19 protein-coding genes and 1 pseudogene are annotated in these 24,205 nt (G+C 66.9%); 11 read left to right on the top strand and 9 right to left on the bottom strand.

Translation table 11 applies throughout. The features are described from left to right. Positions 1-5: 5 nt before the first annotated feature. The gene (gene kynA / locus U5775_RS13675) at positions 6-998 is read left to right on the top strand and encodes a tryptophan 2,3-dioxygenase (RefSeq protein ID WP_322058662.1); all 993 of its coding nucleotides are present in this window, start codon (positions 6-8) and stop codon (positions 996-998) included. Between the two features lie 133 nt (positions 999-1,131). Here the strand turns inward: kynA and purM are convergent, their stop codons facing one another. Continuing rightward, entirely contained in the window at positions 1,132-2,205 is a 1,074-nt protein-coding gene (gene purM, locus U5775_RS13670) for a phosphoribosylformylglycinamidine cyclo-ligase (protein WP_322058661.1), read from the bottom strand. A gap of 219 nt (positions 2,206-2,424) precedes the next feature. Between purM and hda the strand changes: the two are divergent. From hda to panB, 6 genes and pseudogenes are all read left to right on the top strand, one after another. Then, positions 2,425-3,123 (top strand): annotated as a pseudogene (hda, locus tag U5775_RS13665) (DnaA regulatory inactivator Hda); the annotation flags it as partial. Positions 3,124-3,929: 806 nt separating this feature from the next. Continuing rightward, positions 3,930-4,616 (top strand): HAD family hydrolase, encoded by a 687-nt coding sequence (locus tag U5775_RS13660; RefSeq protein WP_322058660.1) that lies wholly within the window; start codon positions 3,930-3,932, stop codon positions 4,614-4,616. Then, the gene (pcnB, locus tag U5775_RS13655) at positions 4,613-6,232 is read left to right on the top strand and encodes a polynucleotide adenylyltransferase PcnB (protein ID WP_322058659.1); all 1,620 of its coding nucleotides are present in this window, start codon (positions 4,613-4,615) and stop codon (positions 6,230-6,232) included. The genes U5775_RS13660 and pcnB overlap by 4 nt, the downstream gene beginning before the upstream one ends. Positions 6,233-6,298: 66 nt before the next feature. Then, entirely contained in the window at positions 6,299-6,883 is a 585-nt protein-coding gene (gene folK, locus U5775_RS13650; RefSeq protein ID WP_322058658.1) for a 2-amino-4-hydroxy-6-hydroxymethyldihydropteridine diphosphokinase, read from the top strand. After that, positions 6,880-7,569, top strand: coding sequence for a deoxynucleoside kinase (locus U5775_RS13645; RefSeq protein ID WP_322058657.1), 690 nt, complete (start codon positions 6,880-6,882; stop codon positions 7,567-7,569). Before folK ends, U5775_RS13645 begins: the two co-directional genes overlap by 4 nt. A 55-nt stretch (positions 7,570-7,624) precedes the next feature. Further along, on the top strand, positions 7,625-8,440 hold the full coding sequence (panB, locus tag U5775_RS13640) for a 3-methyl-2-oxobutanoate hydroxymethyltransferase (RefSeq protein ID WP_322058656.1): 816 nt from the start codon (positions 7,625-7,627) through the stop codon (positions 8,438-8,440). 140 nt (positions 8,441-8,580) lie between these two features. On the opposite strand, the gene pabB is transcribed toward panB, so the two are convergent. The 4 genes from pabB to grpE all read right to left on the bottom strand — a co-directional run bounded on the left by pabB (position 8,581) and on the right by grpE (position 14,768). Continuing rightward, the gene (gene pabB / locus U5775_RS13635) at positions 8,581-10,476 is read right to left on the bottom strand and encodes an aminodeoxychorismate synthase component I (RefSeq protein ID WP_322058655.1); all 1,896 of its coding nucleotides are present in this window, start codon (positions 10,474-10,476) and stop codon (positions 8,581-8,583) included. Between the two features lie 83 nt (positions 10,477-10,559). Next, positions 10,560-11,696 (bottom strand): molecular chaperone DnaJ, encoded by a 1,137-nt coding sequence (dnaJ, locus tag U5775_RS13630; RefSeq protein ID WP_322058654.1) that lies wholly within the window; start codon positions 11,694-11,696, stop codon positions 10,560-10,562. A 311-nt stretch (positions 11,697-12,007) separates the two neighbouring features. Further along, positions 12,008-13,954: a molecular chaperone DnaK gene (gene dnaK / locus U5775_RS13625; RefSeq protein ID WP_322058653.1), complete on the bottom strand. Its 1,947-nt coding sequence runs from the start codon at positions 13,952-13,954 to the stop codon at positions 12,008-12,010. A gap of 235 nt (positions 13,955-14,189) precedes the next feature. Next, positions 14,190-14,768 carry a nucleotide exchange factor GrpE gene (grpE, locus tag U5775_RS13620; protein WP_322058652.1) on the bottom strand — a complete coding sequence of 193 codons (579 nt, stop codon included), beginning with the start codon at positions 14,766-14,768 and terminating at the stop codon, positions 14,190-14,192. Between the two features lie 14 nt (positions 14,769-14,782). Between grpE and U5775_RS13615 the strand changes: the two genes are divergently transcribed. Then, positions 14,783-14,998 carry a hypothetical protein gene (locus U5775_RS13615; RefSeq protein WP_322058651.1) on the top strand — a complete coding sequence of 72 codons (216 nt, stop codon included), beginning with the start codon at positions 14,783-14,785 and terminating at the stop codon, positions 14,996-14,998. A 285-nt stretch (positions 14,999-15,283) separates the two neighbouring features. Here U5775_RS13615 and U5775_RS13610 read toward each other — a convergent pair whose 3' ends face one another. The 3 genes from U5775_RS13610 to hrcA form a co-directional block, all read right to left on the bottom strand. Then, positions 15,284-15,691 carry an RNA-binding S4 domain-containing protein gene (locus U5775_RS13610; RefSeq protein ID WP_322058650.1) on the bottom strand — a complete coding sequence of 136 codons (408 nt, stop codon included), beginning with the start codon at positions 15,689-15,691 and terminating at the stop codon, positions 15,284-15,286. A gap of 83 nt (positions 15,692-15,774) precedes the next feature. Beyond that, positions 15,775-16,842 carry a ferrochelatase gene (hemH, locus tag U5775_RS13605; RefSeq protein ID WP_322058649.1) on the bottom strand — a complete coding sequence of 356 codons (1,068 nt, stop codon included), beginning with the start codon at positions 16,840-16,842 and terminating at the stop codon, positions 15,775-15,777. A gap of 223 nt (positions 16,843-17,065) precedes the next feature. After that, positions 17,066-18,085 (bottom strand): heat-inducible transcriptional repressor HrcA, encoded by a 1,020-nt coding sequence (gene hrcA, locus U5775_RS13600; RefSeq protein ID WP_322058648.1) that lies wholly within the window; start codon positions 18,083-18,085, stop codon positions 17,066-17,068. 281 nt (positions 18,086-18,366) lie between these two features. Here hrcA and U5775_RS13595 point away from each other — a divergent pair, with 281 nt between their 5' ends. The 3 genes from U5775_RS13595 to U5775_RS13585 all read left to right on the top strand — a co-directional run bounded on the left by U5775_RS13595 (position 18,367) and on the right by U5775_RS13585 (position 21,257). Then, positions 18,367-19,278, top strand: coding sequence for an NAD kinase (locus U5775_RS13595; protein ID WP_322058647.1), 912 nt, complete (start codon positions 18,367-18,369; stop codon positions 19,276-19,278). 7 nt (positions 19,279-19,285) lie between these two features. After that, complete coding sequence (gene recN / locus U5775_RS13590; RefSeq protein WP_322058646.1) at positions 19,286-20,965, top strand: DNA repair protein RecN; 1,680 nt, start codon at positions 19,286-19,288, stop codon at positions 20,963-20,965. Between the two features lie 97 nt (positions 20,966-21,062). Beyond that, a complete protein-coding gene (locus tag U5775_RS13585; protein ID WP_322058645.1) occupies positions 21,063-21,257 on the top strand; it encodes a hypothetical protein in 195 nt (64 codons plus the stop codon). A 27-nt stretch (positions 21,258-21,284) separates the two neighbouring features. On the opposite strand, the gene glnE is transcribed toward U5775_RS13585, so the two are convergent. Continuing rightward, the gene (glnE, locus tag U5775_RS13580) at positions 21,285-24,122 is read right to left on the bottom strand and encodes a bifunctional [glutamate--ammonia ligase]-adenylyl-L-tyrosine phosphorylase/[glutamate--ammonia-ligase] adenylyltransferase (protein ID WP_322058644.1); all 2,838 of its coding nucleotides are present in this window, start codon (positions 24,120-24,122) and stop codon (positions 21,285-21,287) included. Between the last annotated feature and the right edge of the window lie 83 nt (positions 24,123-24,205).

Genomic DNA, 24,205 nt, shown 5'->3' with positions numbered 1-24,205 from the left:
GCGAGATGACCGACCACATGCAAATTCCGGGCGTGCCCGACACCGACGCGGCCTCTGCTCCGTCCAAGGACGCTAACGAAGCGGCACGCGGCGGCTGCCCGTTCGGGCATGGCGCTACGTCGACAGCGCCGCAAGCGGGCACGACCGCGCCAGCCGCTTCGGCGGAAACGCAAAAGGGCGAAGGCTGGCACGAAGCCCAGCTCGACTTCTCGAAGTCGATGAGCTACGGCGACTACCTCTCGCTCGACGCCGTGCTCAACGCACAGCATCCGCTCTCGCCCGATCACAACGAGATGCTGTTCATCGTCCAGCATCAGACGAGCGAGCTCTGGATGAAGCTCGCGCTCTACGAGCTGCGCGCGGCGCTCGCGTGCGTGCATCGCGACGAGCTGCCGCCCGCGTTCAAGCAGCTCGCACGCGTCTCGCGCATTCTCGAACAGCTAGTGCAGGCATGGAATGTTCTGTCCACGCTCACGCCGTCGGAGTACACGGCGATGCGGCCGTATCTGGGCGCGTCGTCGGGGTTCCAGTCGTATCAGTATCGACAGATCGAATTTCTGCTCGGCAACAAGAACGTGCAGATGCTCAAGCCGCACGAGCATCGGCCTGAAATTCTCGCGCAAGTGAAGGCCACGCTGGAGGCGCCTTCGTTTTACGACGAGGTGATCCGGTTGCTCGCGCGGCGTGGCTTTGCCATCGCGCCCGAGCGGTTGGCGCGTGACTGGACGCAGCCGACGCAGCACGATGCATCGGTCGAGGCCGCGTGGCTCGAGGTTTATCGCAATCCTTCGCAGTACTGGGATTTGTACGAGATGGCCGAAGAGCTCGTCGATCTCGAAGACGCATTCCGCCAATGGCGGTTCCGCCATGTCACCACGGTCGAGCGGATTATCGGGTTCAAGCAGGGCACGGGTGGCACGAACGGCGCGCCGTATCTGCGCAAGATGCTCGATGTCGTGCTGTTTCCCGAGCTTTGGCATGTGAGGACGGTGTTGTAACACCGCGCATATCGCAGTCAGGTCAGAAATGACTTCGCGCCGGCCGGCGCACTTTGAAAGCCCACCGTCCGGCGCGTATGTTTCAGCTTTGCGGAACCCCGATACTCGCCGGGGGCAGCCGTGCAGAAGCGTCTTAGACCACCACCGTCTGCGCCTCGCCTTCCTTGCTCTCGCGCACCACGCCGATCTTCCAGACCTGCTCGCCCGCGGCCGCCAGCAGCGAAGCCGCCGCATCGGCCTGATCCGCCGCCACGATCACGGCCATGCCGATGCCGCAGTTGAACACGCGATGCATCTCCGCGTCGGCCACGCCGCCATGCTTCTGCAGCCACGAGAACAGCGGCGGCAGCGGCCACGCCGCGTGGTTCAGTTCGGCCGTGAGGCCGTCGCGCAGCACGCGCGGAATGTTCTCGACCAGACCGCCGCCGGTGATGTGCGCCATGCCCTTCACGGCGATGGTTTCCATCAGCTTGAGCAGCGGCTTCACGTAGATGCGCGTGGGCGCCATCAGGGCGTCCGCCAGCGAGCGGCCGTCGAAGTCGGCGTTCAGGTCCGGGTTCGCACGCTCGATGATCTTGCGCACGAGCGAGAAGCCGTTCGAATGGATGCCGCTCGAAGAAAGGCCCAGCACCACGTCGCCGGGGACGATCGTGCTGCCGTCGATGATCTTGCTCTTCTCCACCGCGCCCACCGCGAAACCGGCCAGGTCGTACTCGCCATCGGGATACATGCCCGGCATTTCGGCCGTTTCGCCGCCGATCAGCGCGCAGCCCGAAAGCTCGCAGCCCTGCGCGATGCCCTTCACGACCGTGGCCGCCGTATCGACGTCCAGCTTGCCGCACGCGAAATAGTCGAGGAAGAACAGCGGCTCGGCGCCCTGCACGAGGATGTCGTTCACGCTCATCGCGACGAGATCCTGGCCGACCGTATCGTGTTTGTTCAGATGAAACGCGAGGCGCAGCTTGGTGCCCACGCCGTCGGTGCCCGAGACCAGCACGGGTTCCTTGTACTTCTTCGGCACTTCGAAGAGCGCACCGAATCCGCCGATGCCGCCCATCACGCCGTCGCGCAGGGTCTTCTTCGCAAAGGGCTTGATGCGGTCGACGAGCGCGTCGCCCGCGTCGATGTCCACGCCTGCGTCGCGGTAGGAGAGGCCTTGCTCCTGCGCTGGGTCCTGGTTAGCGGGGCCGGATTTCGGTTGATTCATGGGGAAGAGGCAGAAGGTCGGTAAAATGCGATTTTAACCGATTGAAGGCGCCCCGCCGCCGCGGCCCGTGTGAGTATTTTGGTAGTAGCGGAGCGGGCGCGTCGATCGGAAACCCCGTTTTGTCGCCGAACACAACGATTTACACGCGATATCAGCGCCAGGCCTTCGTGTGGGCCGCGCGCGACAGGAACTGACAGAGCCCCTTCGGCCAGACACACCGTGCAGCGACAGCTAACGCTCGATCTCGGCACCCCGCCGCCATCGACCTTCGACAACTTCCATACCGGCGCCAATGCGGAGCTGGTCGCGCGGCTGCGCGGGCTCGACGCGGCGCTGGCCGCGGGCCCCGCCGTCGACCCGAAGGTCGACCGGACGTTCTACGTCTGGGGCGAGCCCGGTAACGGCCGTTCGCATCTGCTGCACGCGCTCGCATTCGAAACGCCGCCGGGCCGCGTGCGCTATATCGGGCCGAAGAGCGGCCTCGCCGCCTTCACGTTCGACCCGCAGGTGCCGATTTACGCCGTCGACGACTGCGACTCGCTCTCGGGCGCCCAGCAAATTGCGCTGTTCAATCTCTTCAACGAAGTGCGCTCGCACCCGAAGACGGCGCTCGTCGCCACCGGCAACGCACCCCCAATGGGGCTCGCGGTGCGCGAGGACCTGCGCACGCGCCTCGGCTGGGGCCTCGTGTTCCACCTCGCGCCGCTTTCCGACGCGGGCAAGGCCGCCGTGCTCAAGCACGCGGCGCGCGAGCGCGGCATCAATCTCGCCGACGACGTGCCGGCCTACCTGCTCACGCACTTCCGCCGCGACATGCCGAGCCTCATGCGCCTGCTCGACGCGCTCGACCGCTTCTCGCTCGAGCAAAAGCGCGCGGTGACGCTGCCACTACTGCGTACGATGCTCGCGAGCAGCGAGGATGAGGCGGGTGTTGATACGTCGGGCGAGGATATGTCGGGCGTCGAGACCGCGGATGGCGAGGTCGATCCGCGCACCGGCGAGGCAACCGCCGCCACGCATCCAGGCGAGGCGAGCGAGAGCATCCCCGCTCAGGAAGACGTTGCGCCCGAATCGGCCGATACCGCTGGTACGCCTGCGGATAGCGCTGAGCGAAACGGTGCCCACGGCGTCGAACTCGAACTGTTCCCGTCTCAAGAGACGCCGCAGGCCGGGCCCACGCCTGCGCCCGCCGACCCGGACAACCCTGCATCCGGCAGCGCTGCCGCCTACGAAGCCCCGAAAGCCCCCGCCCTGCAACCGCGCGCGCCGCTCGGAGCGCCGCCATTCCAGCCGCCGACCGACAATGTCGAAGGCGAACTGGGGGCCAAATTCCGCGACGTCGTCCACCGCGAGCTGGGCGCCGAGCTTCAGGGCGAGGTCGAAGCCGACGTCAGCGGCGAGATGAACGGCGAACTCGACGGCGATCTCGATCCGCCTTCGGATTCCGCCGATCCGGCCAATCCAACCGATCCCGCAAGCTCCGCCGACACCGCGCCGCCCACCGATCCGGCCCCATCCAGCCCGACGCACGGCGAGCACTCGCCCGCCCCAGGCACGGCGGCGAACGCCCCAACCCCGGCGCCATCGTCCGCACCGTCCGCCGAATCGCCCGACGCCCCGCATCCCGACGGCCCCAAGCACCAGGAACACCCTCAGCGCCCCGCCTCGCCGGCCGCAGCGGGCACCAGCAACGGCTTCACCCGCTTCAAGTAGAATGAGCGCCCATGGCTAATCTTGCACTTTTTGATCTCGATCACACGCTGATCCCCACCGACAGCGACCACGAATGGGGCCGCTTCATGGTGAAGCTCGGCATTGTCGACGCCGAGCGCTTCGCCGAGCAGAACGACCGCTTCTACGCCGACTACAAGGCCGGCCAGCTCGACATTCACGCGTATCTCGTCGCCATGCTCACGCCGCTCGCCAAGTATTCGCGCGCGCAGCTGAAGCAGTGGCACGACCAGTACATGCACGAAGTGATCAACCCGACCATCGTGCCGGCCGCCGTCGAGCTCGTGCAGCAGCACAAGGAAGCGGGCGACCTCTGCTGCGTGGTCACCGCCACCAACGAGTTCATCACGGCGCCCATCGCCGAGGTGTTCGGCGTGGACAAGCTGATCGGCTGCGAGGTCGAAACCGTGGACGGCCATCCGGCCTCGGCCTTCACTGGCCGCCCGACGGGCACGCCGAGCTACCGCGAAGGCAAGATCGTGCGCGTCGAGGCATGGCTCGCCTCGCTCGGCAAAACCTGGTCGGACTTCGAGCGCAGCTACTTCTATAGCGACTCGCACAACGACATTCCGCTGCTCGAAAAAGTCACCGACCCGATCGCGACCAACCCCGACGACACCCTGCGCGCCCACGCGCAAAAAGCAGGCTGGCGCATCCTCGATTTGTTCCAGGCATCGTGATCAAGAAATTCATCCGCAAGCTGTTCGGCCAGGACGACGCCTCCGCCACGGAAGGCGCCCCGGCCGGCAACGGCGACACCGCGCTGGCCGCGGCCATGCAGGGCGAAGCCGCTGGCGATGCCACCGGCCGCCCGCGCCGCAAGACGGTCACCATCAAGAAAGAGGCCAAACCGCGCGCGGGCAAAGGCGCGCCCGACCCGGCCACGCCCGTCGTCCTCTCCGCCGACATCCACGGCATCGATCCCTCGCTCATCTCCCGCAACGCGGTACGCGTGACCGAAGGCCTGCAGCAAGCGGGCTTTCGCGCGTTCATCGTGGGCGGCGCGGTGCGCGATCTGCTGCTCGGCGTCGCGCCCAAGGACTTCGACGTGGCCACCGACGCCACGCCCGACCAGGTGCAGAAGCTGTTCCGCCGCGCCCGCATCATCGGCCGGCGCTTCCAGATCGTGCACGTGCAGTTCGGCCAGGAAATCATCGAGGTCTCGACCTTCCGTGCGCTCGTCGATGCCCCGGCGGCCCCGCCCGCCGACGCGGCGCCCGCGAAGCGCATGCGCCGCGACGAGCTCGACCGCAAGACCCACCACGTGGACGCGAGCGGCCGGGTGCTGCGCGACAACGTCTGGGGCGAGCAGCACGAGGACGCCACGCGCCGCGACTTCACGATCAACGCGATGTACTACGACCCGTCCACGCAGACGGTGCTCGACTATCACAACGGCATGGCCGACATGCGCGCGCGCCTGTTGCGCATGATCGGCGACCCGCTCACGCGCTATCGTGAAGACCCGGTGCGCATGATGCGCGTGGTGCGCTTCGCAGCGAAGCTCGGCTTCGAGATCGAGGAACACACGCGTGCGCCGATCAAGGAGCTCGCGGACCTCATCAACAACGTGCCCGCGGCGCGCCTGTTCGACGAGATGCTCAAGCTGCTGCTCTCGGGCCACGCGCTCGAATGCCTCAAGTGGCTGCGCAAGGAAGGCCTCCATCACGGTCTGTTGCCGCTGCTCGACGTGGTCCTCGAGCAGCCGCAGGGCGAGCGCTTCATCACGCTCGCGCTCTCGAACACCGACGCGCGCGTGCGCGCGGGCAAGCCGGTCTCGCCGGGCTTCCTGTTCGCGACGCTGCTCTGGCACGACGTGCAGCAGCGCCTGCAGCAATACACGGCCGAGGGCGAGCTCCCCGTGCCGGCGCTGCATCGCGCGATGGACGACGTGATCGACGCGCAGACGGAGAAGCTCGCGATCCATCGCCGCTACTCGTCGGACATGCGCGAGATCTGGGGCCTGCAATTGCGCCTCGAAAAACGCGGCCGCAGCGCGATCAAGCTGCTGGAACACCCGAGATTCAGAGCGGGGTATGATTTCCTCCTGTTGCGCTGCGAATCGGGCGAGCTCGACGCCGAAGTGGGTCAATGGTGGACCGACTTCATCGACGGCGACTCGGCCGCGCGCGAAACGCTGCTCGCCTCGGGCGGCAGCAAGGAGCGCGCGCCGCGCAAGCGCCGCCGCCGTGGCGGCGCGAAGAACCGCAAAACGGGCGAAGCCGCAGCGGGCGCCGAAAGCGCCGAGGCGGCATCCACCTACGGCGGGGACAGCGACGAGCCGCACGAGGACTGAAGCCATGCCGTGCTCAGCCCCGTGCGCGCATGTCGAATGCGTTTCCGCAACAGAGGAAGTCAAGCCATGACGGTTGCCTGGCTGGGGATCGGCGCGAATCTGGGGGATGCGCGCCAGACTCTCAAAGACGCGGTGGTGTGTCTCGCGCAGCAGCACACCATCACCGTACTCGCCAAATCGAGTCTGTACCGCACCGCGCCCATCGACGCGGGCGGCGACGACTATTTCAACTGCGTCGTGAAGCTCGACACGCGGCTTTCGGTGCGCGAGCTGCTTGGCCTGTGCCATCGCATCGAGCACCACTTCGGCCGCGAGCGTCCGTTTCGCAACGCGCCGCGCACGCTCGACATCGACATCCTGCTGTATGGCGAGGCCGTCATCGACGAGCCCGACCTGATCGTGCCGCATCCGCGCATGACGGGCCGCGCGTTCGTGCTCGCGCCGCTCGCCGAGATCGATCCCGAGCTCGCCATTCCGGGCCGGGGCGTGGTCAGCACGTTCCTGCCCGCCGTCGCGGACCAGCGCATCGAAAAGATGAAGCCGCTGTGCCAGTGCCTCGCCGATCCCGAAGCCAGCAAACCCGCCGACGCAGCCGCCGATAGCACGGCGCCCTCGTCCTCATCGCAGCGCTCTCCGGGCACTTGCCGATGAGCACGCCCCTGCCGTTCTCCACCACGGTCACCGCGCGCGCCGCACGGCCCGCGCTCCAGTACCTCGCGATCGAAGGGCCGATCGGCGCGGGCAAGACCGCGCTCGCGACGCGTCTGGCCGAGCGCTGGCAGATGCAGACGCTGCTCGGCTCGCGCGCCGACAACCCGTTTATCGAACGTTTTTACCGCGATACGTCGCGCCACGCGCTGGCCGCGCAGCTCGCGGTCGCGTTGCAGCGCGAGCATCTCTCGCAGCAGGTGGCCGCGCAGCGCGCCGCCGGCACGCCGCTCGTGACGAACTTCCTTGCCGAGCGCAACGACCTGTTCGCGCGCCTCACGCTCTCCGAAGAAGAGCTGCCGCTGTTCCAGGCGCTGGCCGCGCGGCTGCGCGTGGAGGCGCCGCCGCCCGACCTCGTGGTGTATCTGCAGGCGAGCCCCGAGGCGCTCTACGCGCGCATCCAGAAGCGCGCGGTGGCGGCCGAGCAGCACATCTCCGACACCTTCCTGCGGGCGCTGTGCGACAGCTATAACGAATTTTTCTATCATTACGACCGTGCGCCGGTGCTGACCGTCGGCGTCGAGAATCTGAACCCGCTCGACTCCGATGCGGACCTTGCGCTGATCGCCGAGCGTATCGAGACGATGCGCGGCCGCAAGGAATCGTTCGTCAAGGGCACGTCGCTCTAAGCGGCGCGTGCCGTCCGTCCGGTTTTTCTCTTTCTAATCGACTCTCGGATTTCCCATGACTTACCTGCAGGAAACGAGCCGCAGCGCGGTCACGGTGCCCAAGCTCCAGGCGATGCGCGACGCCGGCGAGAAGATCGCCATGCTCACGTGCTACGACGCGAGCTTCTCGGCGCTGTGCGACCGCGCGGGCGTGGATACGGTGCTGATCGGCGACTCGCTCGGCAACGTGCTCCAGGGCCACACGACAACGCTGCCCGTCACGCTCGAAGACATCGCCTATCACACGGCCTGCGTCGCGCGCGCGCAACCGAAAGCGCTGATCATCGCCGACCTGCCGTTCGGCACGTTCGGCACGCCCGAGGACGCCTTTGCGAGTTCGGTGAAGCTCATGCGCGCGGGCGCGCAGATGGTGAAGATCGAGGGCGGCGAATGGCTCGCGCCCACGGTCAAGATGCTGGTCGAGCGCGCGGTGCCGGTGTGCGCGCATATCGGCCTCACGCCGCAGTCGGTGCACGCGTTCGGCGGTTTCAAGGTGCAGGGCAAGACCGATGCGGCCGCCACGCAGCTCGTGCGCGACGCGCTGGCGCTCGAAGCGGCGGGCGCTCAACTCGTGGTGATCGAGGCGGTGCCGGCGGCGCTCGGCGCGCAGGTCACGAAGCAACTGCGCATTCCGACGATCGGGATTGGCGCGGGCCTCGATTGCTCGGGCCAAGTGCTCGTGCTGCACGACATGCTCGGTATTTTCCCCGGCAAGCGTCCGCGCTTCGTGAAGGACTTCATGGCGGGACAGCCCGATATCGAATCGGCCGTGCGCGCGTATGTGAAGGCGGTGAAGGAAAGCACGTTTCCGGGGCCTGAGCACGTGTTTTGATGCGGGCTTGATGGCTGGCATGGCGCGATAGTGCAGAATGCAAAAAAGCGCGTTCCTTGCGGGACGCGCTTTTTTTACGCTCGCTTTCTTCTGCCGGTGCTACGCGCCCGACCCTTTTCGTGGATGCGCGAGGCGCACGCTCATCGAATCAAGCGTGCCGGCACAGCGCCGCGCAGCGCATTCGTCAACAGCAATGCCTCGGCGTTCAGCACGTCCTCGCGCGTGAGCACCCGCTCGCGCGCTCCGAACGCCGCGTCGTCGAGCAAGACGCCGCGCATCACGCCGGGCAGCAGCCCCGACGTCAGCGGCGGTGTCCACCATTGCCCATCGAGCTTCACAAACACGTTCGAGCGCCCGCCCTCGGTCAGATCGCCGCGCTCGTTGAAGAACAGCATGTCGAAGCCACCCTGCGCTTCGGCCTCGCGCCATGCGCGGTCGAACTCGGCACGGCGCGTCGACTTGCGCAGTAGCAGCGCGTCGGCCGACGCGACCGGCGCGAAGCCGTGATCGGGCGCGAGCAACACGCCGACCGTGTCGTGCGCGAGCGGCGCAAGCGGTGCACTGGTCAGCGTTGCCGCCCCACTCTTGCCGAGCGCGAGGCGCAAACGATGCGGCGCATCCTCGTCGGCAAACGCCGCGCATGCTTCAGCGAGACGCGCGCGCAGCGCATCGACATCGCACGGAAAGCCGAGCCATGCCGCGCTCGCCGCCAGCCGCGCGAGATGGCGATCGACGTGACGCACGCCTTGCGCGTGTGTCGCGTACATCGTCTCGAAGAGTTCGATGCCGGGATCGGCCTGGGTGAGAAAACGCGCTTTCAATCGGCACTCCTCGTATTCGTCGGCGGCCACGCTGTCCAGCACGATGCCCGCGCCCACGCCCATCTCGCCGCGCCGCGTTGCGCCGGACACTCCGGGTTTCGCAGCGTCGAGCGTGAGCGTACGGATCACGACCGAAAGGCAGAAGTCGCCGCACACCGCGCCATCGTTCGGGGCGTCCAGCCAACCGATAGTGCCCGTATAAAGCCCGCGCGGACCATGCTCGAGCGCCTCGATCAACTCCATCGTGCGATGCTTGGGCGCGCCTGTGATCGAGCCGCATGGGAACAGCGCGCGCATTGCATCGGCGAACGTCGTACCGGGACGCACTTTCGCCTCGACCGTCGACGTCATCTGCCAGACCGACGCATACGGCTCCACGCTGAACAGCGCCGGTACGCGCACCGATCCCGTCTGCGCAACGCGCGACACGTCATTGCGCAGCAAGTCGACGATCATCACGTTTTCGGCGCGATTCTTGGGATCGTTCGCGAGAAACCGCGCGGCGGCGGCATCCCCGGCCGCATCGGTAGAGCGGGCGGCGGTGCCCTTCATCGGCCTCGCGCGCAACGTTTCGCCATGCTTTTCGACGAAAAGCTCGGGCGAGCACGAGAGCACCCAGCGGTCGCCCGGCAGCGCGATCAGCGCGCCGTAGCGCACGCGCTGACGCTCGCGCAAGCGCCGGTACAACGCCACCGGCGCGCCGAACGCCTCGAAGCTCAGCCGGTAGGTGTAGTTGATCTGATACGAGTCGCCGATGCGCAACGCGTCCTGCACCGCGCCGATGTCGCGCTCGAAGCGAGCGCGGTCGACGCCCATCGTCACGCCGGCGACGCCCGCGGGCGCCGGTGCATCGCTGCCCTCGCGCGCGGCGAGCCAGGCATCGGCTTCGTCGCGCGAGAATCGCTCGCAGCGCTCGAACAATAAAAAACGCAGCGCGGCAAAGCCGTGCTGCGTTTCACTGGATGAGGCGTCGCGCTTCGCGAATTCGAGCGCGCGGCCGAATTCGTAGTCGCCGAGCACGAGCGCAAAGCGGCCCGCGCCCAGTTCGTCGTTCACTTCGCGGCAGGCCGCGTCGAGATCCGATGCACGCTCGCACGCGATCGCGCGCACGAACCCCGTGTAGAGGCGGCTCGAACGGCTGGCCGCCGTCGAATCGCCGTCGTCGAGCAGCGCAAAAACTGCGTCACCCGCCGCCGCGCCCTGGTTCACTGCCATTGACGTTACCGCCTGCTACCGTACGAAGAGAACGAACGCCGCACGAGGCGGCGTACAAACGCGCTTACAAACGCGCGTCCCGATCAATCGAAGAAGCTCTTCACGCGGTCGAACCAGCTCTTGCTCTGCGGGCTATGGCGCGAGCCGCCTTCCACGAGCGACTTCTCGAACTGCTGGAGCAGATCGCGCTGCTGCTCGGTGAGCTTGACCGGCGTTTCGACCTGGACGTGCACGTACAGATCGCCGGCAATGCTCGAGCGCAGGCCCTTGATGCCCTTGCCGCGCAGACGGAAAGTCTTGCCCGACTGCGTGCCTTCGGGCACCGTGAAGCTCGCGCGGCCCGCGAGCGTCGGCACTTCGATCTCGCCGCCGAGCGCCGCCGTCGTGAACGGAATCGGCATCTGGCAATGGAGGTCGTCGCCGTCGCGCTCGAACACCGAGTGCTGCTTGATGTGGATCTCGACGTAGAGATCGCCCGACGGCCCGCCGTTGATGCCAGGCTCGCCGTTGCCGGCCGAGCGGATGCGCATCCCGTCGTCGATACCCGCCGGAATCTTCACTTCGAGCGTCTTGGTTTCCTTCACCTTGCCCGCGCCGTGACAGTGCGTGCAGGGTTCGGGAATGTAGGAGCCCGTGCCGTGGCACTTCGGGCACGTCTGCTGGATGCTGAAGAAGCCCTGCGACATGCGCACCGAGCCCGAACCGTGACAGGTCGGGCAGGTTTCGGGCTTGGTGCCGGGCTTCGCGCCCGAGCCGTGACAGACTTCGCAGCCGCTCCAGCCCGGCACGCGGATCTGCGTCTCGTAGCCGTGCGCCGCCTGCTCCAGCGTGATCTCCATGCTGTAGCGCAGGTCCGCGCCGCGATACACCTGCGGGCCGCCGCGCGCGCCGCGGCCGCCGCCGGCGGCGGCCTGGCCGAAGATATCGCCGAAGATGTCGCCGAAGGCGTCCGCGAAACCGCCGAAGCCCTGCGCGCCCGCGCCGCCCATGTTGGGATCGACGCCCGCGTGGCCGTACTGGTCGTAAGCCGCGCGCTTTTGCGAGTCCGACAGCATTTCATAGGCTTCTTTGACCTCCTTGAAATGCTCTTCCGCATCCTTGTTGTCCGGATTGCGGTCGGGGTGGTACTTCATCGCCAGCTTGCGATACGCCTTCTTGATTTCGTCGTCGCTCGCGTTTTTCGCGACGCCCAGAACCTCGTAGTAATCCCGTTTCGCCATATCGGTTCAACGCCGGCCGCGCGCCTTGCGGCACACACCGGCTCCTCTTGAATGCTGGATCTCGTGACCCGTTTGCCGCTCCCTCGAACCGCCGCGCGGACGTTTTCGCGCCCCGGCGGCCCCTGCAAGAGAACGGCCTCCATAAAACAAATGTGCCCGGAAAGCCAAAAGGCTCGCCAGGCGCTCCAATGCCGACCCGCATCGTAACCGATGCAGCCGTGCTTCGGTCTGTTCAGTCGTTCCGGTTCGGGCCGATTCCTCAAGCATCCGGCGCGAGTCGCGCCGGATGCCCTGGCCCTGAACGAACAGACTTAGTCCTTCTTGACTTCCTTGAACTCGGCGTCGACCACGTCGTCGGCGCTGTTCTGCGCAGCGGCCTCTCCCGCACCCGCGGCGCCTGCCGCCGCACCGGCCGCGCCTTGCTGAGCCTGCATGTCGGCGTACATCTTTTCGCCGAGCTTCTGCGACGCCGTCGACAGTGCCTCGACCTTCGCTTCGATCGCCGCCTTGTCGGCCGACGCGTCCTTCAGTGCGTCTTCGAGATCCTTGAGCGCGGCTTCGATCTTTTCCTTTTCGGAGGCGTCGATCTTGTCGCCATACTCGGCCACGGCCTTCTTCGTGCTGTGAACCAGCGCGTCGCCCTGGTTGCGCGCGTCGGCCAGCTCACGCAGACGGTGATCTTCTTCCGCGTTCGCTTCGGCGTCCTTCACCATCTTCTCGATTTCGGCTTCGGACAGACCCGAGTTCGCCTTGATCGTGATGCGGTTTTCCTTGCCGGTCGCCTTGTCCTTCGCGCCGACGTGCAGAATGCCGTTCGCGTCGATGTCGAAGCTCACTTCGATCTGCGGCACGCCGCGCGGTGCGGGCGGAATGCCTTCGAGGTTGAACTCGCCCAGCAGCTTGTTGCCCGCTGCCATTTCGCGTTCGCCCTGGAACACCTTGATCGTCACGGCGCCCTGGTTGTCGTCGGCCGTCGAGTAGACCTGAGCGTGCTTGGTCGGGATCGTGGTGTTCTTGTTGATCATCTTCGTCATCACGCCGCCGAGCGTCTCGATACCGAGCGAGAGCGGGGTGACGTCGAGCAGCAGCACGTCCTTGCGGTCGCCCGACAGAACCTGGCCCTGAATCGCGGCACCGACTGCCACGGCTTCGTCCGGGTTCACGTCACGGCGCGGATCCTTGCCGAAGAACTCCTTGACCTTCTCCTGCACCTTCGGCATACGCGTCTGGCCGCCGACGAGAATCACGTCGTCGATGTCGCCAACCTTGACGCCCGCATCCTTGATCGCCACGCGGCACGGCTCGATGGTGCGCTCGATCAGGTCCTCGACCAGCGCTTCCAGCTTGGCGCGCGTGATCTTGAGGTTCAAGTGCTTCGGACCCGAGGCATCGGCCGTGATGTACGGCAGGTTGATTTCGGTCTGCTGGCCCGACGAGAGCTCGATCTTGGCCTTTTCAGCGGCTTCCTTCAGGCGTTGCAGCGCGAGCACGTCCTTCGAGAGGTCGACGCCCTGCTCCTTCTTGAACTCGCCGATGATGTAATCGATGATGCGCTGGTCGAAGTCTTCGCCGCCGAGGAACGTGTCGCCGTTGGTCGAGAGCACTTCGAACTGCATTTCACCGTCCACATCAGCGATTTCGATGATCGAGATGTCGAACGTGCCGCCGCCCAGGTCGAACACGGCGATCTTGCGGTCGCCCTTTTCGGCCTTGTCCAGACCGAACGCGAGCGCGGCTGCGGTCGGCTCGTTGATGATGCGCTTGACTTCCAGACCCGCGATGCGGCCGGCGTCCTTGGTGGCCTGACGCTGGCTGTCGTTGAAGTACGCGGGAACCGTGATCACGGCTTCGGTGACCGGCTCGCCGAGGTAGTCTTCAGCGGTCTTCTTCATCTTGCGCAGCACTTCTGCCGACACCTGCGACGGCGCGAGATTGTTGCCGTGCGCCTGGACCCATGCGTCGCCGTTGTCGTGCTTGACGATCTTGTAGGGCATCAGGTTGATGTCCTTCTGCACTTCCTTCTCGTCGAAGCGGCGGCCGATCAGGCGCTTGACCGCGTACAGCGTGTTCTTCGGGTTGGTGACCGACTGGCGCTTGGCCGGCGCGCCGACCAGCACTTCGTTGTCGTCCATGTAGGCGATGATCGACGGCGTCGTGCGGGCGCCTTCGGAGTTCTCGATCACCTTGACCTGATTGCCTTCCATCAGCGCCACGCACGAGTTCGTGGTGCCGAGGTCGATGCCGATGATTTTGCCCATTTTTGTCCAATCTCCAGATTTTGATCGCTGGGCGTTCGCCGCTTCTCGCGTCGTGCGGGGGCGTTCGCCTCAGTTCAATTCGGTTTCAATTCACTGCTGCCCAAATGTGTGCCGCAAAGGCGTTTTCAAGAGCTTCGGGCTATGCATTCGTTAATTTTTTTCAATCGGCGGCGCGTCTGCGGGGAGCGCGCCGCCCAGTCTTTCCGATACCTTACGAAAAGCCGCTCGGGACGCGTTACTTCGGCTGCGAAACCGTGACCAGCGCCGGGCGCAGCACGCGATCGGCGATCACATAGCCCTTTTGCAGCACCGCGACCACCGTGTTCGCTTCCTGCTCCGAAGGCACCATCGAGATGGCCTGGTGGCGATGCGGGTCGAACTTCTCGCCGACCGGATTGATCTGGAGCACCTTGCCCTTCTCCAGCGCGCCGGCGAGCTGCTTGAGCGTGAGTTCGACGCCTTCGTTAACCTTGGCGAGGTCGTCCGAACCGTGGGCGAGCGCGGCCTCGAGGCTGTCCATGACCGGCAGCAGATGCTCGGCAAAGCTCTCGATGGCGAACTTGTGCGCCTTGGCAACGTCTTCCTGGCCGCGGCGGCGGACATTTTCCGTTTCGGCCTTGGCGCGCACGAATGCGTCCTGCAGCTCGGCCACCTTGGCCTGCGCTTCGACGAGCGCTGCCTCGGCCTCGCCTTGCGGCGCCTGCGCGGCGCCTTCAGCCGGTTGTTGTTGCGGCTCGCCGGCGGCAGCGGCCTGCGACGCCTCGTCCGCGGGCGTGGGGTTCTGGCTCGTCGGGTTCTCTTGCGTGTTTTCCATGTCGCTGAACGTCGTTGAAGAGTAAAAAGGGGAGCAAAGCGCGGGCCATTGTTGCCCGCATCGTCCGTCAGGCCGGCGAGCGTTGCGCCGACGCGACAGCAGCTTTGTTCATTGCGACAGCACGTGGGTGCCGGATCGCTTATTTCAAGGGCTTCGCGCCGCTTTTTTATACACGGATCAAACCGCCGAAATCGCTCGTTACAACCATTACCGCAGCGCCGCAAGAATGAAATTGAGTACGGGGCAACCCTGACCTACACTCAGGAACAGGTGCTGCTCACGACGTGTTTACCCTGAGTCGGCACCGCACCGAATGGGCCCTGCCGCCGTCCGCGAACGGGCCTCGTACTGGGCGTTTTGCAGCAATCCCTTGGGGAGTACCGTGAAACTGACCTTTGCCATCTCGGTGGTCGCTCTGGTACTCATTGCTGGAACCACGACCATCTGCATGTCCGGCGCCGTGAACGAAAACACGACGGAGTATGGGGGCGTCCACGCCACGATGGAGGCGCTCTTCAATCCTCACGCGAAAGTTTGTCGATAGTGCGGCGGTCGCGCTTGGTCGGCCTGCCGTGCAGCACGGCGGCCGGCTCGCGAAAGAGCTTTTTGCGCTCCTGCTCTGCCGTGCGTCGCGCGCGGCCGCTCTCCGTCTCCGCGTAGAGCGTCTGGGCGACGCTCGCGGGGCCGCGCACTTCGCAGATGCCCATCACCTTAACTTCCCACACCACGTGTTCGATCTCGATCTCCACGAGGTCGCCCACGCGCACGTCCCGTGAAGCCTTTACCACGTCGCCGCCAATGCGCACGCGGCTTTTGGCGATGGCGTCCGACGCCAGCGAACGCGTCTTGAAGAAGCGTGCGGCCCAGAGCCATTTGTCGATGCGCAGGCGCGCGCCGGGTTCGGTCGAGATCTTGTAATTCATAGAGGCTTCCTGCTGCTTCCTGATTGAGCGTCGCGGGTCTGTCGGCCAGAGTTGGCGCTTTTAGTGCTCTACCCAGCCTGCGCTCAAGCCACCGCGCCTGCCGGAGCCGCGGCCTGCACCGGCCAGCCCTGCAGGTTCTGCGCGACGATTTCGCCCAGCGCCGCGATCCACGCGCGCGAGTCATTGAGGCACGGAATGCGGTGAAACTCCTTGCCGCCGCCGTGCAGGAACTCGTCGCGCACCTCCATGCCGATTTCCTCGATGGTTTCGAGGCAGTCCGCCGTAAAGCCGGGACAGAACACATCGGCGCGGCGCACGCCGCCCTGACCCAGCTCCTTGAGCGTCGGCGCGGTATAGGGCTGCAACCACTGGGCCCGCCCGAAGCGGGACTGGAACGTGACGCGGCACTCCACCGCCGTGAGCTCCAGCGCATGCATGAGGAGCGCCGCCGTCTGCTGGCATTGATCGTGGTACGGGTCGCCGAGGTCGAGCGTGCGGCTCGGCACGCCGTGAAAGCTCAGCACGAGGCGGTCGCCCGCCGCGAAGTCGGGGCGGCCATGCGCGTGCCAGTACTGCTGCACCTGCGCGGCGAGCGCGGCGATATAGGCCGGATGGTCGTGGTACGCGCGCACCGTGCGGATTTCCGGCTGGTTGCGCATGCGCCGCAGCGCGGCGAATGCGGCATCGAAGGCCGTCGCCGTCGTCGACGCCGAGTATTGCGGGTACATCGGCACGAGCAGGATGCGCTCGGCGCCCGCGAGCTTGAGCTGGTTCAGCATCGCCGGGATGTCGGGCATGCCGTAGCGCATCGCGTAGTCCACGAGCACCGTGTAGTCGTTCAGATGCAGCAGGTGGCGCAGGCCATCGGCCTGCTTCTGCGTATGCACGCGCAGCGGCGAGCCCTCGGGAGACCAGACCGCCGCGTACTTCTTCGCCGACGAGCGGCCGCGAAATGGCAGGATCAGCCCGCGCAGGATCACCTGCCAGATGGGCGCGGGAATCTCGACCACGCGCGGGTCGGAGAGGAATTGCGCGAGATAGCGGCGCACGGCGCGCGGCGTGGGCGCGTCGGGCGTGCCCAGATTGATGAGCAGCACCGCGACACGATGCGCGACGGCGGACTGCAGGGGCCGCTCCAGGTCGAAACGCATAGGCGATCAGGGGCGCCGCACTTCAACGCGCGGCAACGGTTGCACAAGTGCGCATTATAGCGGGCGCATTTCGATGCGCCTGGCCCGCTCCGAAGCGATTCCTGGAATCATGCTGGCAGCGCTCGCCACGCTGGCCATTCGGCCAATGGCGCGCCGCGCCGCTTCGGGCGATGATCACGCATACACCGGATACACAGGGAAACGCGAGAAAAACGTGTCCGGTTCAGTTCTGGCTGAGCGCGAGGGAGAGCAGGCGCGCGGTGATGTCGACGATCGGAATCACGCGGTTGTAGGCCATGCGCGTCGGGCCGATCACGCCGAGCGTGCCGACGATCTTGCCGTTCACTTCGTAGGGCGCCGTCACCACGCTCATTTCCTCGATCGGCACGAGGTTCGACTCGCCGCCAATGAAAATCTGCACGCCCTGGGCGTGGCTCGACACGTCGAGCAGTTGCAGGAGGCTCGTTTTCTGGTCGAACACGTCGAAGAGCTTGCGCAGGCGCGCCATGTCCGACGACAAATCGGCCACTTCGAGCAGGTTACGCTCGCCGGAAATGAGCACGGTCTCGCCCGTGTCGGTCTCGTCGGTGCTCGCGGTCACGGCCGCGTGCATGAGCGTGGTCATGTCGCCGCGCAGCGCGTCGATCTCTTCGCGCAGGCGGCGGCGCACCTCGTCGAACGAGAGGCCGGCAAAGTGCGCGTTGATGTAATTGGAGGCTTCGATGAGCTCGGAAGGCGTGAAGTCGCGTTGCGTCGCCATGATGCGGTTCTGCACGTCGCCTTCGGGCGTCACGATGATGAGCAGGATGCGCTTGTCCGACAGGCGCATGAACTCGACCTGCTTGAACACGTGGCTGCGCCGCGGGGTGAGCACCACGCCCGCGAATTGCGAGAGGTTCGAGAGCACGCTGGCCGCCGCCGCCACCACCTTCTGCGGCTCGCCGGGGCGCAGCGTGGTCTTGACCGCGCGCGTGACCGCATCTTCGTCGGCCGAGGGCTCGACGGTGAGCATGGTGTCGACGAAGAGGCGATAGCCGCGCGGCGTGGGCACGCGCCCCGCCGAGGTATGCGGGCTGGACACGAGCCCCAGCTCCTCGAGGTCCGACATCACGTTGCGGATCGTCGCCGGGCTCAACTCCAGGCCGGAAAAGCGCGACAGCGTGCGCGAGCCGACCGGCTGACCTTCGGCGATGTAGCGCTCGATCAGCGTTTTGAGGAGGGTTTGTGCGCGGGGATCTAGCATGACTGAAAATTCTAGCCTAATGCCGGGTTGGCGGCGAGTCCGCGCTCGCCTGCGCTGGCGGCCCGCGAGCGCGGGTCGGCGGCGCCTGGCGGGGCGCTCCGGGCGCCCTGCTGGATACCATGCTGGGCGGCCTGTAAAAACGGCGGCATTTATGCCACTGTCATAGGCGCGTCATCGCCGTGTCACGGCCGCCTGCAAAAAAGGGGCGCAGCGCACGCCCGCGCCCGGCGGGCGTGGGTCGCCAGGTTCTTTTCGAGACTCGACTATGGTGTAATGCCGGCATGCAGATCCAGAAGATCCAGAGCCAGTTCAAGACGGTTGCGCTCGTCGGGCGCAGCAATACGCAAGGCATCGGCGAGCCGCTGATGGCGCTCGCGCAGACGATTTCGCAGCGCGGCTTCGACGTCGTGTTCGAGGCGAGCACCGCCCAGCAGATCGGCGCCACCGGCTATCCGGCGCTGCAGATCGCCGAGATCGGCGCGCGCGCCGATGTGGCCGTCGTGCTCGGCGGCGACGGCACGATGCTCGGCATCGGCCGCCAGCTCGCGCCCTATCGCACGCCGCTCATTGGTATCAACCACGGGCGCCTGGGCTTCATCACCGACATCCCGTTCTCCGACATGCAGGAGGTCGTGCCGCAACTGCTCGCGGGCAGCTTCGAGCGCGAGGAACGGTCGCTCCTCGAATCGCGCATCACGCGCGACGGCGACCCGATCTACCATGCGCTCGCCTTCAACGACGTCGTGGTGAACCGCAGCGGCTTTTCGGGCATGGCGGAGCTGCGCGTGCACGTGGACGGCCGCTTCATGTACAACCAGCGCTCGGACGGCCTGATCGTCGCCACGCCCACGGGCTCCACGGCCTACTCGCTCTCGTCGCAGGGGCCGCTGCTGCATCCTCAGCTCCAGGGCATCGTGCTCGTGCCGATCGCGCCGCACGCGCTTTCGAATCGCCCGATCGTGCTGCCCGACGACTGCAAGGTCAGCATCCAGGTCGTCGCGGGCCGCGACGTCAACGTGAATTTCGACATGCAGTCGTTCACGGCCCTCGAACTCAACGACGTGATCGAGGTCCGCCGCTCGCGCCATACCGTGCCTTTCCTGCACCCGGTCGGCTATAGCTACTTCCGGACTCTGCGCCAGAAGCTGCACTGGAACGAACACCCCTCGCTGCAAGACGCCCCGGAAGAGTGACGCCGCCATGCTCCGCCATCTTTCGATCCGCGACTTCGTGATCGTCGCCGCGCTCGACCTCGAATTCGACAAGGGCTTTTCCGTGTTCTCCGGCGAGACCGGCGCAGGCAAGTCGATCCTGATCGACGCCCTCGCGCTCACGCTCGGCACGCGCGCCGACGCCGGCGTGGTGCGCACGGGCGAGGCCCGCGCCGACATCACCGCCGAGTTCGACGCCCCGCCGCACATCGCGCAGTGGCTCGACGAGCAGGCGCTCGCGACACCCGACGGCGAAGATACGGTGATGCTGCGCCGCGTGGTCGACAGCGGCGGGCGCTCGCGCGCGTTCATCAACGGCACGCCGGCCACGCTCGCGCAGTTGCGGGAAGTGGGCGAGCGGCTCGTCGACATTCACGGCCAGCACGCGCATCAGCTGCTCATGCGCCCCGACGCGCAGCGCGAGCTGTTCGACACGCACGCGGGCCTGACCGAGTTGGCGGCCGCCGTCACGCGCACGTGGCGCACCGCCCGCGACGCGCGCCTCGCCGTGCAAACCGCGACGTCACGCGATCGCGAGCTGCAGCTCGAGCGCGAGCGCCTTGCCTGGCAGCTCGCCGAGCTCGACAAGCTCGCGCCGCAACCGGGCGAGTGGGAGGAAGTGAACGCCGAGCACGTGCGGCTCTCGAATTCGGCGAATCTGATCGAAGGCGTGCAGGGCGCGCTCGCCGCGCTCTCCGAATCCGACGAGGCGATGATCTCGCATCTGAACTCGATTCTCTCGAAGCTGCGCGATCTCGCCGAAGTCGATCCCGCGCTCGGCGATGCGCTCGCCGCGCTCGAACCCGCCGCGATCCAGTTGCAGGAAGCCGCCTACTCGCTCTCGCATTATGCGCAGCGGCTCGATCTCGATCCGCAACGGCTCGCGCAGGTCGAATACCGGCTCGACGCGCTGCACTCGGCGGCGCGCAAGTTCCGCCTCCACGCGGAGTCGCTGCCCGAGGAACACGCGGCGCGGCGCGCCCAGCTCGCCGCGCTCGACGCCGCCTCCGATCTCGACGTGCTGCGCGCCGCCGCCGACAAGGCGCACGACGCGTATCTCGCCGAAGCCCGCCAGCTGTCGAAGGCGCGCGCCAAGGCCGCCAGGGCGCTAGGCGCGGCGGTCACGCAAGGGATGCAGGAACTGTCGATGGCGGGCGGCAGCTTCGAGGTCGCGCTGGTGCCGCTCGGCAGCAGCGCGAACGGCGAGCCGATTGGCGGCGCGCACGGCCTCGAGCAGATCGAATTTCGCGTGGCGGGCCACGCGGGCGTGCCGCTGCGGCCGCTCGCGAAGATCGCCTCGGGCGGCGAGCTCGCGCGTATCAGCCTCGCGCTCGCCGTGATCGCGAGCGCCGCGAGCCCCACGCCCACGCTGATCTTCGACGAAGTGGACACCGGCATCGGCGGCGGCGTGGCCGAAGTGGTCGGGCGCCTGCTGCATCAGCTCGGCCACCAGCGCCAGGTGCTGTGCGTCACGCACCTGCCGCAAGTGGCCGCGCGCGGCGATCACCACTTCCAGGTCTCGAAGTCCGGCGACGGCAACGGCGGCACCGTCTCGGTCGTCACGCCGCTCGACCGGCCGGGCCGCGTGGAGGAAGTCGCGCGCATGCTCGGCGGGCTGGAGATCACCGCGACTACGCGGCGGCATGCGAAGGAGATGCTGGCGGCTTGAGCTTGCCGCCGCTGCCGCATACGCCAGCCGTACGACGCCAGTCAGGCGTTGTACCTTCGGCAGTACGCGAGCACATGCAATCGAGGAGCTAGCAGCAATGCAGTCGGACCACCGCAAGACGGATGAAGAAATCGCGCAGGCCATCGAACCGCCCGGCCTCGCAGATCCGGGCCAGACGCTGCTGGCAATTCTGGCGCTCAACCGAAAAGAGATCGAAGCGGGGGAACTCATCCCCGCCAAGGACGTATTCGCCGAACTGGAAAGAATGGATAAAGAGGCGGGATTTATCTAATTCCAGTTCGATTACGCGCGCTGCACCTTAACCCCGCTCCCCAAACACCCGCCTCCACAACGCCAGCACCGCTTCGCGTTCGCGCTCGACCCGCGCGGGATCGACGCGCGCCGTCTCCATGCCGTCCAGCCGCAACTGGTGCTGGAGCTTGCGATAGAGTCGGTACGCCGAGCCGATCGTATCGGCCTCCTCCTCGCTCATCAGCCCGAAGCGCGACACCTCGCGCAGCAGCGCGATATTGCCCGTGTTGCGGATCAGCTCGGGGTCCTGCGCCGCGTGCAGCAGCACCCAGTACTGCACGAGGAATTCGATGTCGACCATGCCGCCGCGGTCGTGCTTGAGATCGAACAGCTCGGTGCGGTTCGGGTGGCCGTCCTCCACGCGCTGGCGCATCTCGACGATCTCTTTTGCGAGCGGCGCCGCATCGCGCGGCGTCGTGAGCACCTGCACGCGGATCGCCTCGAACGCCTGGCCGATGGCCGTGTCGCCGGCCGAAAAGCGCGCGCGCGTGAGCGCCTGATGCTCCCACACCCACGCCGTGTTCGCCGCGTCGCCCTCGCGTAGCTGGTAGCGCCGGAACGAGCCGAGATCCGTGACGAGCAGCCCCGATTCGCCGTTGGGCCGCAGGCGCAGGTCCACGTCGAACAGCGTGCCCGCGCCCGTGGACGTCGTGAGCCACGTGATCAGGCGGCGCGCGAACGTGGCGTAGATCTCGGAGGCGCGCTCGTCCTCGTCGTCGTAGAGAAAGATCAAGTCGAGGTCCGACGCGTAGCCCAGCTCCTTGCCGCCGAGCTTGCCGTAGGCGATCGCCGCGAAGCGCGGCACCTCGCGGTGGCGCTTCGCGAACTGCTTCCACACCGTTTCGATAGTGACGTCGAGCACCGCGTCCGCGAGCTCGGAGAGCAGGTCGCTCACGTGCTCGACCGTGAGCCGGCCCCCGAGATCGTTGAGCAGGATGCGGAAGACTTCGGCCTGGTGCGCGTGGCGCAGCAGGTCCATCTGCTGCTCGACGTCGGCGGCCGCGGCGAGCCGCGCGCGCAGGAGGCGCGAGAACTCAGGCCAGTCGAACGGCGTGGCGACGGCCTCGTCGTCGAGCAATTCGTCGAGCAGTTGCGGATGGCGGACCAGATAACCGGCCGCCCAGCGCGACGCGCCCAGCACCTTGAGCACGCGGTTGAGCGCATCCGGATATTCGGTGAGCAGCGCGAGATAGGCGCCGCGCCGGATCACGGCTTCGAGCAGGTCGAACATGCGCGCGAGCGTGTCGCCGCGCCGCTCGTGCGGTTCCAGCGTGCGCGCAGCTTCGAGCGCGCGCTGCGCGACGTTGTCGAAGCGCTCGCGGCTCTTTTCGGGCAGGCCCGTATAGCGCGACGACTGCCACAGCCCGCGCAGGCGCGCGAGCAGCGGCGCCGGGTCGTCGATGCCGAGCTCCGCGAGCCGTTCGAGCAGCGCGCCGTCGGTGACCTCTTCGGTCAGCGCGTCGCTCCAGACCCACGCGGCCGCGCCGTCGCCGGGCGCGGCGCAGCCGCTCTCGCCGCCCACCTTGTCGGAGAAGATCTGGTCGAACTGCTGCTCGACTTTCTCGCGATGCGCGTCGAGCACGGCCATCAGCGCGGCGTAGTCGTCAAAGCCCATCGACTTCGCGAGCGCCGCGCGCTCTTCGGGATCGACGGGCATCGCGTGGGTCTGCGCATCGTCGCGGTATTGCAGCCGGTGCTCGAGCTCGCGCAGGAAGTTGTAGGCGCACGTGAGTTCGCCACAGACTTCGGACGCGATCAGCCCGCGCGCCGCCGCATAGCCGAGCACGGCGAGCGTCGGGCGCACGCGGAAACCCGCGTCCTGGCCCCCGCGGATCAGCTGGAACACCTGCGCGCTGAATTCGATCTCGCGGATGCCGCCGCGCCCGAGCTTGATGTCGTCGGCCTTGTCGGGGCGCATGCTGGCGCGGCGCTGCGCCTCGTGACGGATCTGCATGTGCAGCGAACGGATCGCGCTGATCACGCCGAAGTCCAGGTAGCGCCGGTAGACGAAGGGCTTCACGAGCCGTTCGAGCTGCGAGGCGAGGCGCAGCGCGCTCTCGCTCCGCTCCTCCGAGACGAGCCGCCCCTTGATCCACGCGTAGCGCTCCCATTCGCGGCCCTGCACGTAGAAATATTCCTCGAGCATGCCGAGGCTGCACACGAGCGGGCCCGAATCGCCGTTGGGCCGCAGCCGCATGTCGACGCGAAACACGAAGCCGTCCGCCGTCACGTCGGAGAGCGCGGCGATCAGGCGCTTGCCCACGCGCGCGAAGAAGTCCTGGGTGGCGATGGGCGAGCGCTGACCGCCCGTGGTCTCGCCGTCGTCCTCGTAGACGAAGATCAGGTCGATGTCCGATGAAACGTTGAGCTCGCGCCCGCCGAGCTTGCCCATGCCGACCACGCCGAGCGTCAGGCGCTCGCCGTTGGGCCCGCGCGGCTCGCCGAAGACCGTTTCGAGGTCCGCGCTCACGACCGCCAGCGCGCGCTGGATCGTCACTTCGGCGAGATCGGTCATGGCGCCCGTGACTTCGCCGACGTCGGCCGCGCCCGCGAGGTCGCGCTCCATCACCGCGCAGATCACCTCGGCGCGCAACTGGCGCAGCGCCTTTTTCAACTGCTCGTCGGTGAGCGGGATGGCGGGCTGGCCTGGGCTCGCAGCGGGGTTGCCCGATCCAGCGCCGCCGCGCGCCTCGTCGCTCAACGCATCGAGCCGCGCGGCGATGCGCTCGCGCGTGAGCGGCGAGGCGGCCAGCGCCTGAACCTGGTCCGCCAGGCCGGGACGGGCGGCATAGGCGCGCGCCGCATAGCGCGAATAGCTGGAACTCAGAAGGGAGGTAGCAGTCATGTAGGATCTTGCCCAGCTCGTTGAGCGGGGGGAGTGGGCAGGCGTCGGCATTGTTTCAGCCGCATCGATGGATCGAAGCGCCC

This window comes from Paraburkholderia sp. J63 (assembly GCF_905220245.1).
Classification (GTDB): Bacteria; Pseudomonadota; Gammaproteobacteria; order Burkholderiales; family Burkholderiaceae; genus Paraburkholderia.
The sequence above is the reverse complement of the archived record's forward strand: the minus strand, read 5'-3'. Positions and strand labels throughout refer to the sequence as shown.

Bases quoted from the DNA above. Each gene is read 5' to 3' on its own strand.
- kynA (WP_322058662.1), top strand. From the start codon at position 6: ATGACCGACCACATGCAAATTCCGGGCGTGCCCGACACCGACGCGGCC.
- purM (WP_322058661.1), bottom strand. From the start codon at position 2,205: ATGAATCAACCGAAATCCGGCCCCGCTAACCAGGACCCAGCGCAGGAG.
- U5775_RS13660 (WP_322058660.1), top strand. From the start codon at position 3,930: ATGGCTAATCTTGCACTTTTTGATCTCGATCACACGCTGATCCCCACC.
- folK (WP_322058658.1), top strand. From the start codon at position 6,299: ATGACGGTTGCCTGGCTGGGGATCGGCGCGAATCTGGGGGATGCGCGC.
- U5775_RS13645 (WP_322058657.1), top strand. From the start codon at position 6,880: ATGAGCACGCCCCTGCCGTTCTCCACCACGGTCACCGCGCGCGCCGCA.
- panB (WP_322058656.1), top strand. From the start codon at position 7,625: ATGACTTACCTGCAGGAAACGAGCCGCAGCGCGGTCACGGTGCCCAAG.
- pabB (WP_322058655.1), bottom strand. From the start codon at position 10,476: ATGGCAGTGAACCAGGGCGCGGCGGCGGGTGACGCAGTTTTTGCGCTG.
- dnaJ (WP_322058654.1), bottom strand. From the start codon at position 11,696: ATGGCGAAACGGGATTACTACGAGGTTCTGGGCGTCGCGAAAAACGCG.
- dnaK (WP_322058653.1), bottom strand. From the start codon at position 13,954: ATGGGCAAAATCATCGGCATCGACCTCGGCACCACGAACTCGTGCGTG.
- grpE (WP_322058652.1), bottom strand. From the start codon at position 14,768: ATGGAAAACACGCAAGAGAACCCGACGAGCCAGAACCCCACGCCCGCG.
- U5775_RS13610 (WP_322058650.1), bottom strand. From the start codon at position 15,691: ATGAATTACAAGATCTCGACCGAACCCGGCGCGCGCCTGCGCATCGAC.
- hemH (WP_322058649.1), bottom strand. From the start codon at position 16,842: ATGCGTTTCGACCTGGAGCGGCCCCTGCAGTCCGCCGTCGCGCATCGT.
- hrcA (WP_322058648.1), bottom strand. From the start codon at position 18,085: ATGCTAGATCCCCGCGCACAAACCCTCCTCAAAACGCTGATCGAGCGC.
- U5775_RS13595 (WP_322058647.1), top strand. From the start codon at position 18,367: ATGCAGATCCAGAAGATCCAGAGCCAGTTCAAGACGGTTGCGCTCGTC.
- recN (WP_322058646.1), top strand. From the start codon at position 19,286: ATGCTCCGCCATCTTTCGATCCGCGACTTCGTGATCGTCGCCGCGCTC.
- U5775_RS13585 (WP_322058645.1), top strand. From the start codon at position 21,063: ATGCAGTCGGACCACCGCAAGACGGATGAAGAAATCGCGCAGGCCATC.
- glnE (WP_322058644.1), bottom strand. From the start codon at position 24,122: ATGACTGCTACCTCCCTTCTGAGTTCCAGCTATTCGCGCTATGCGGCG.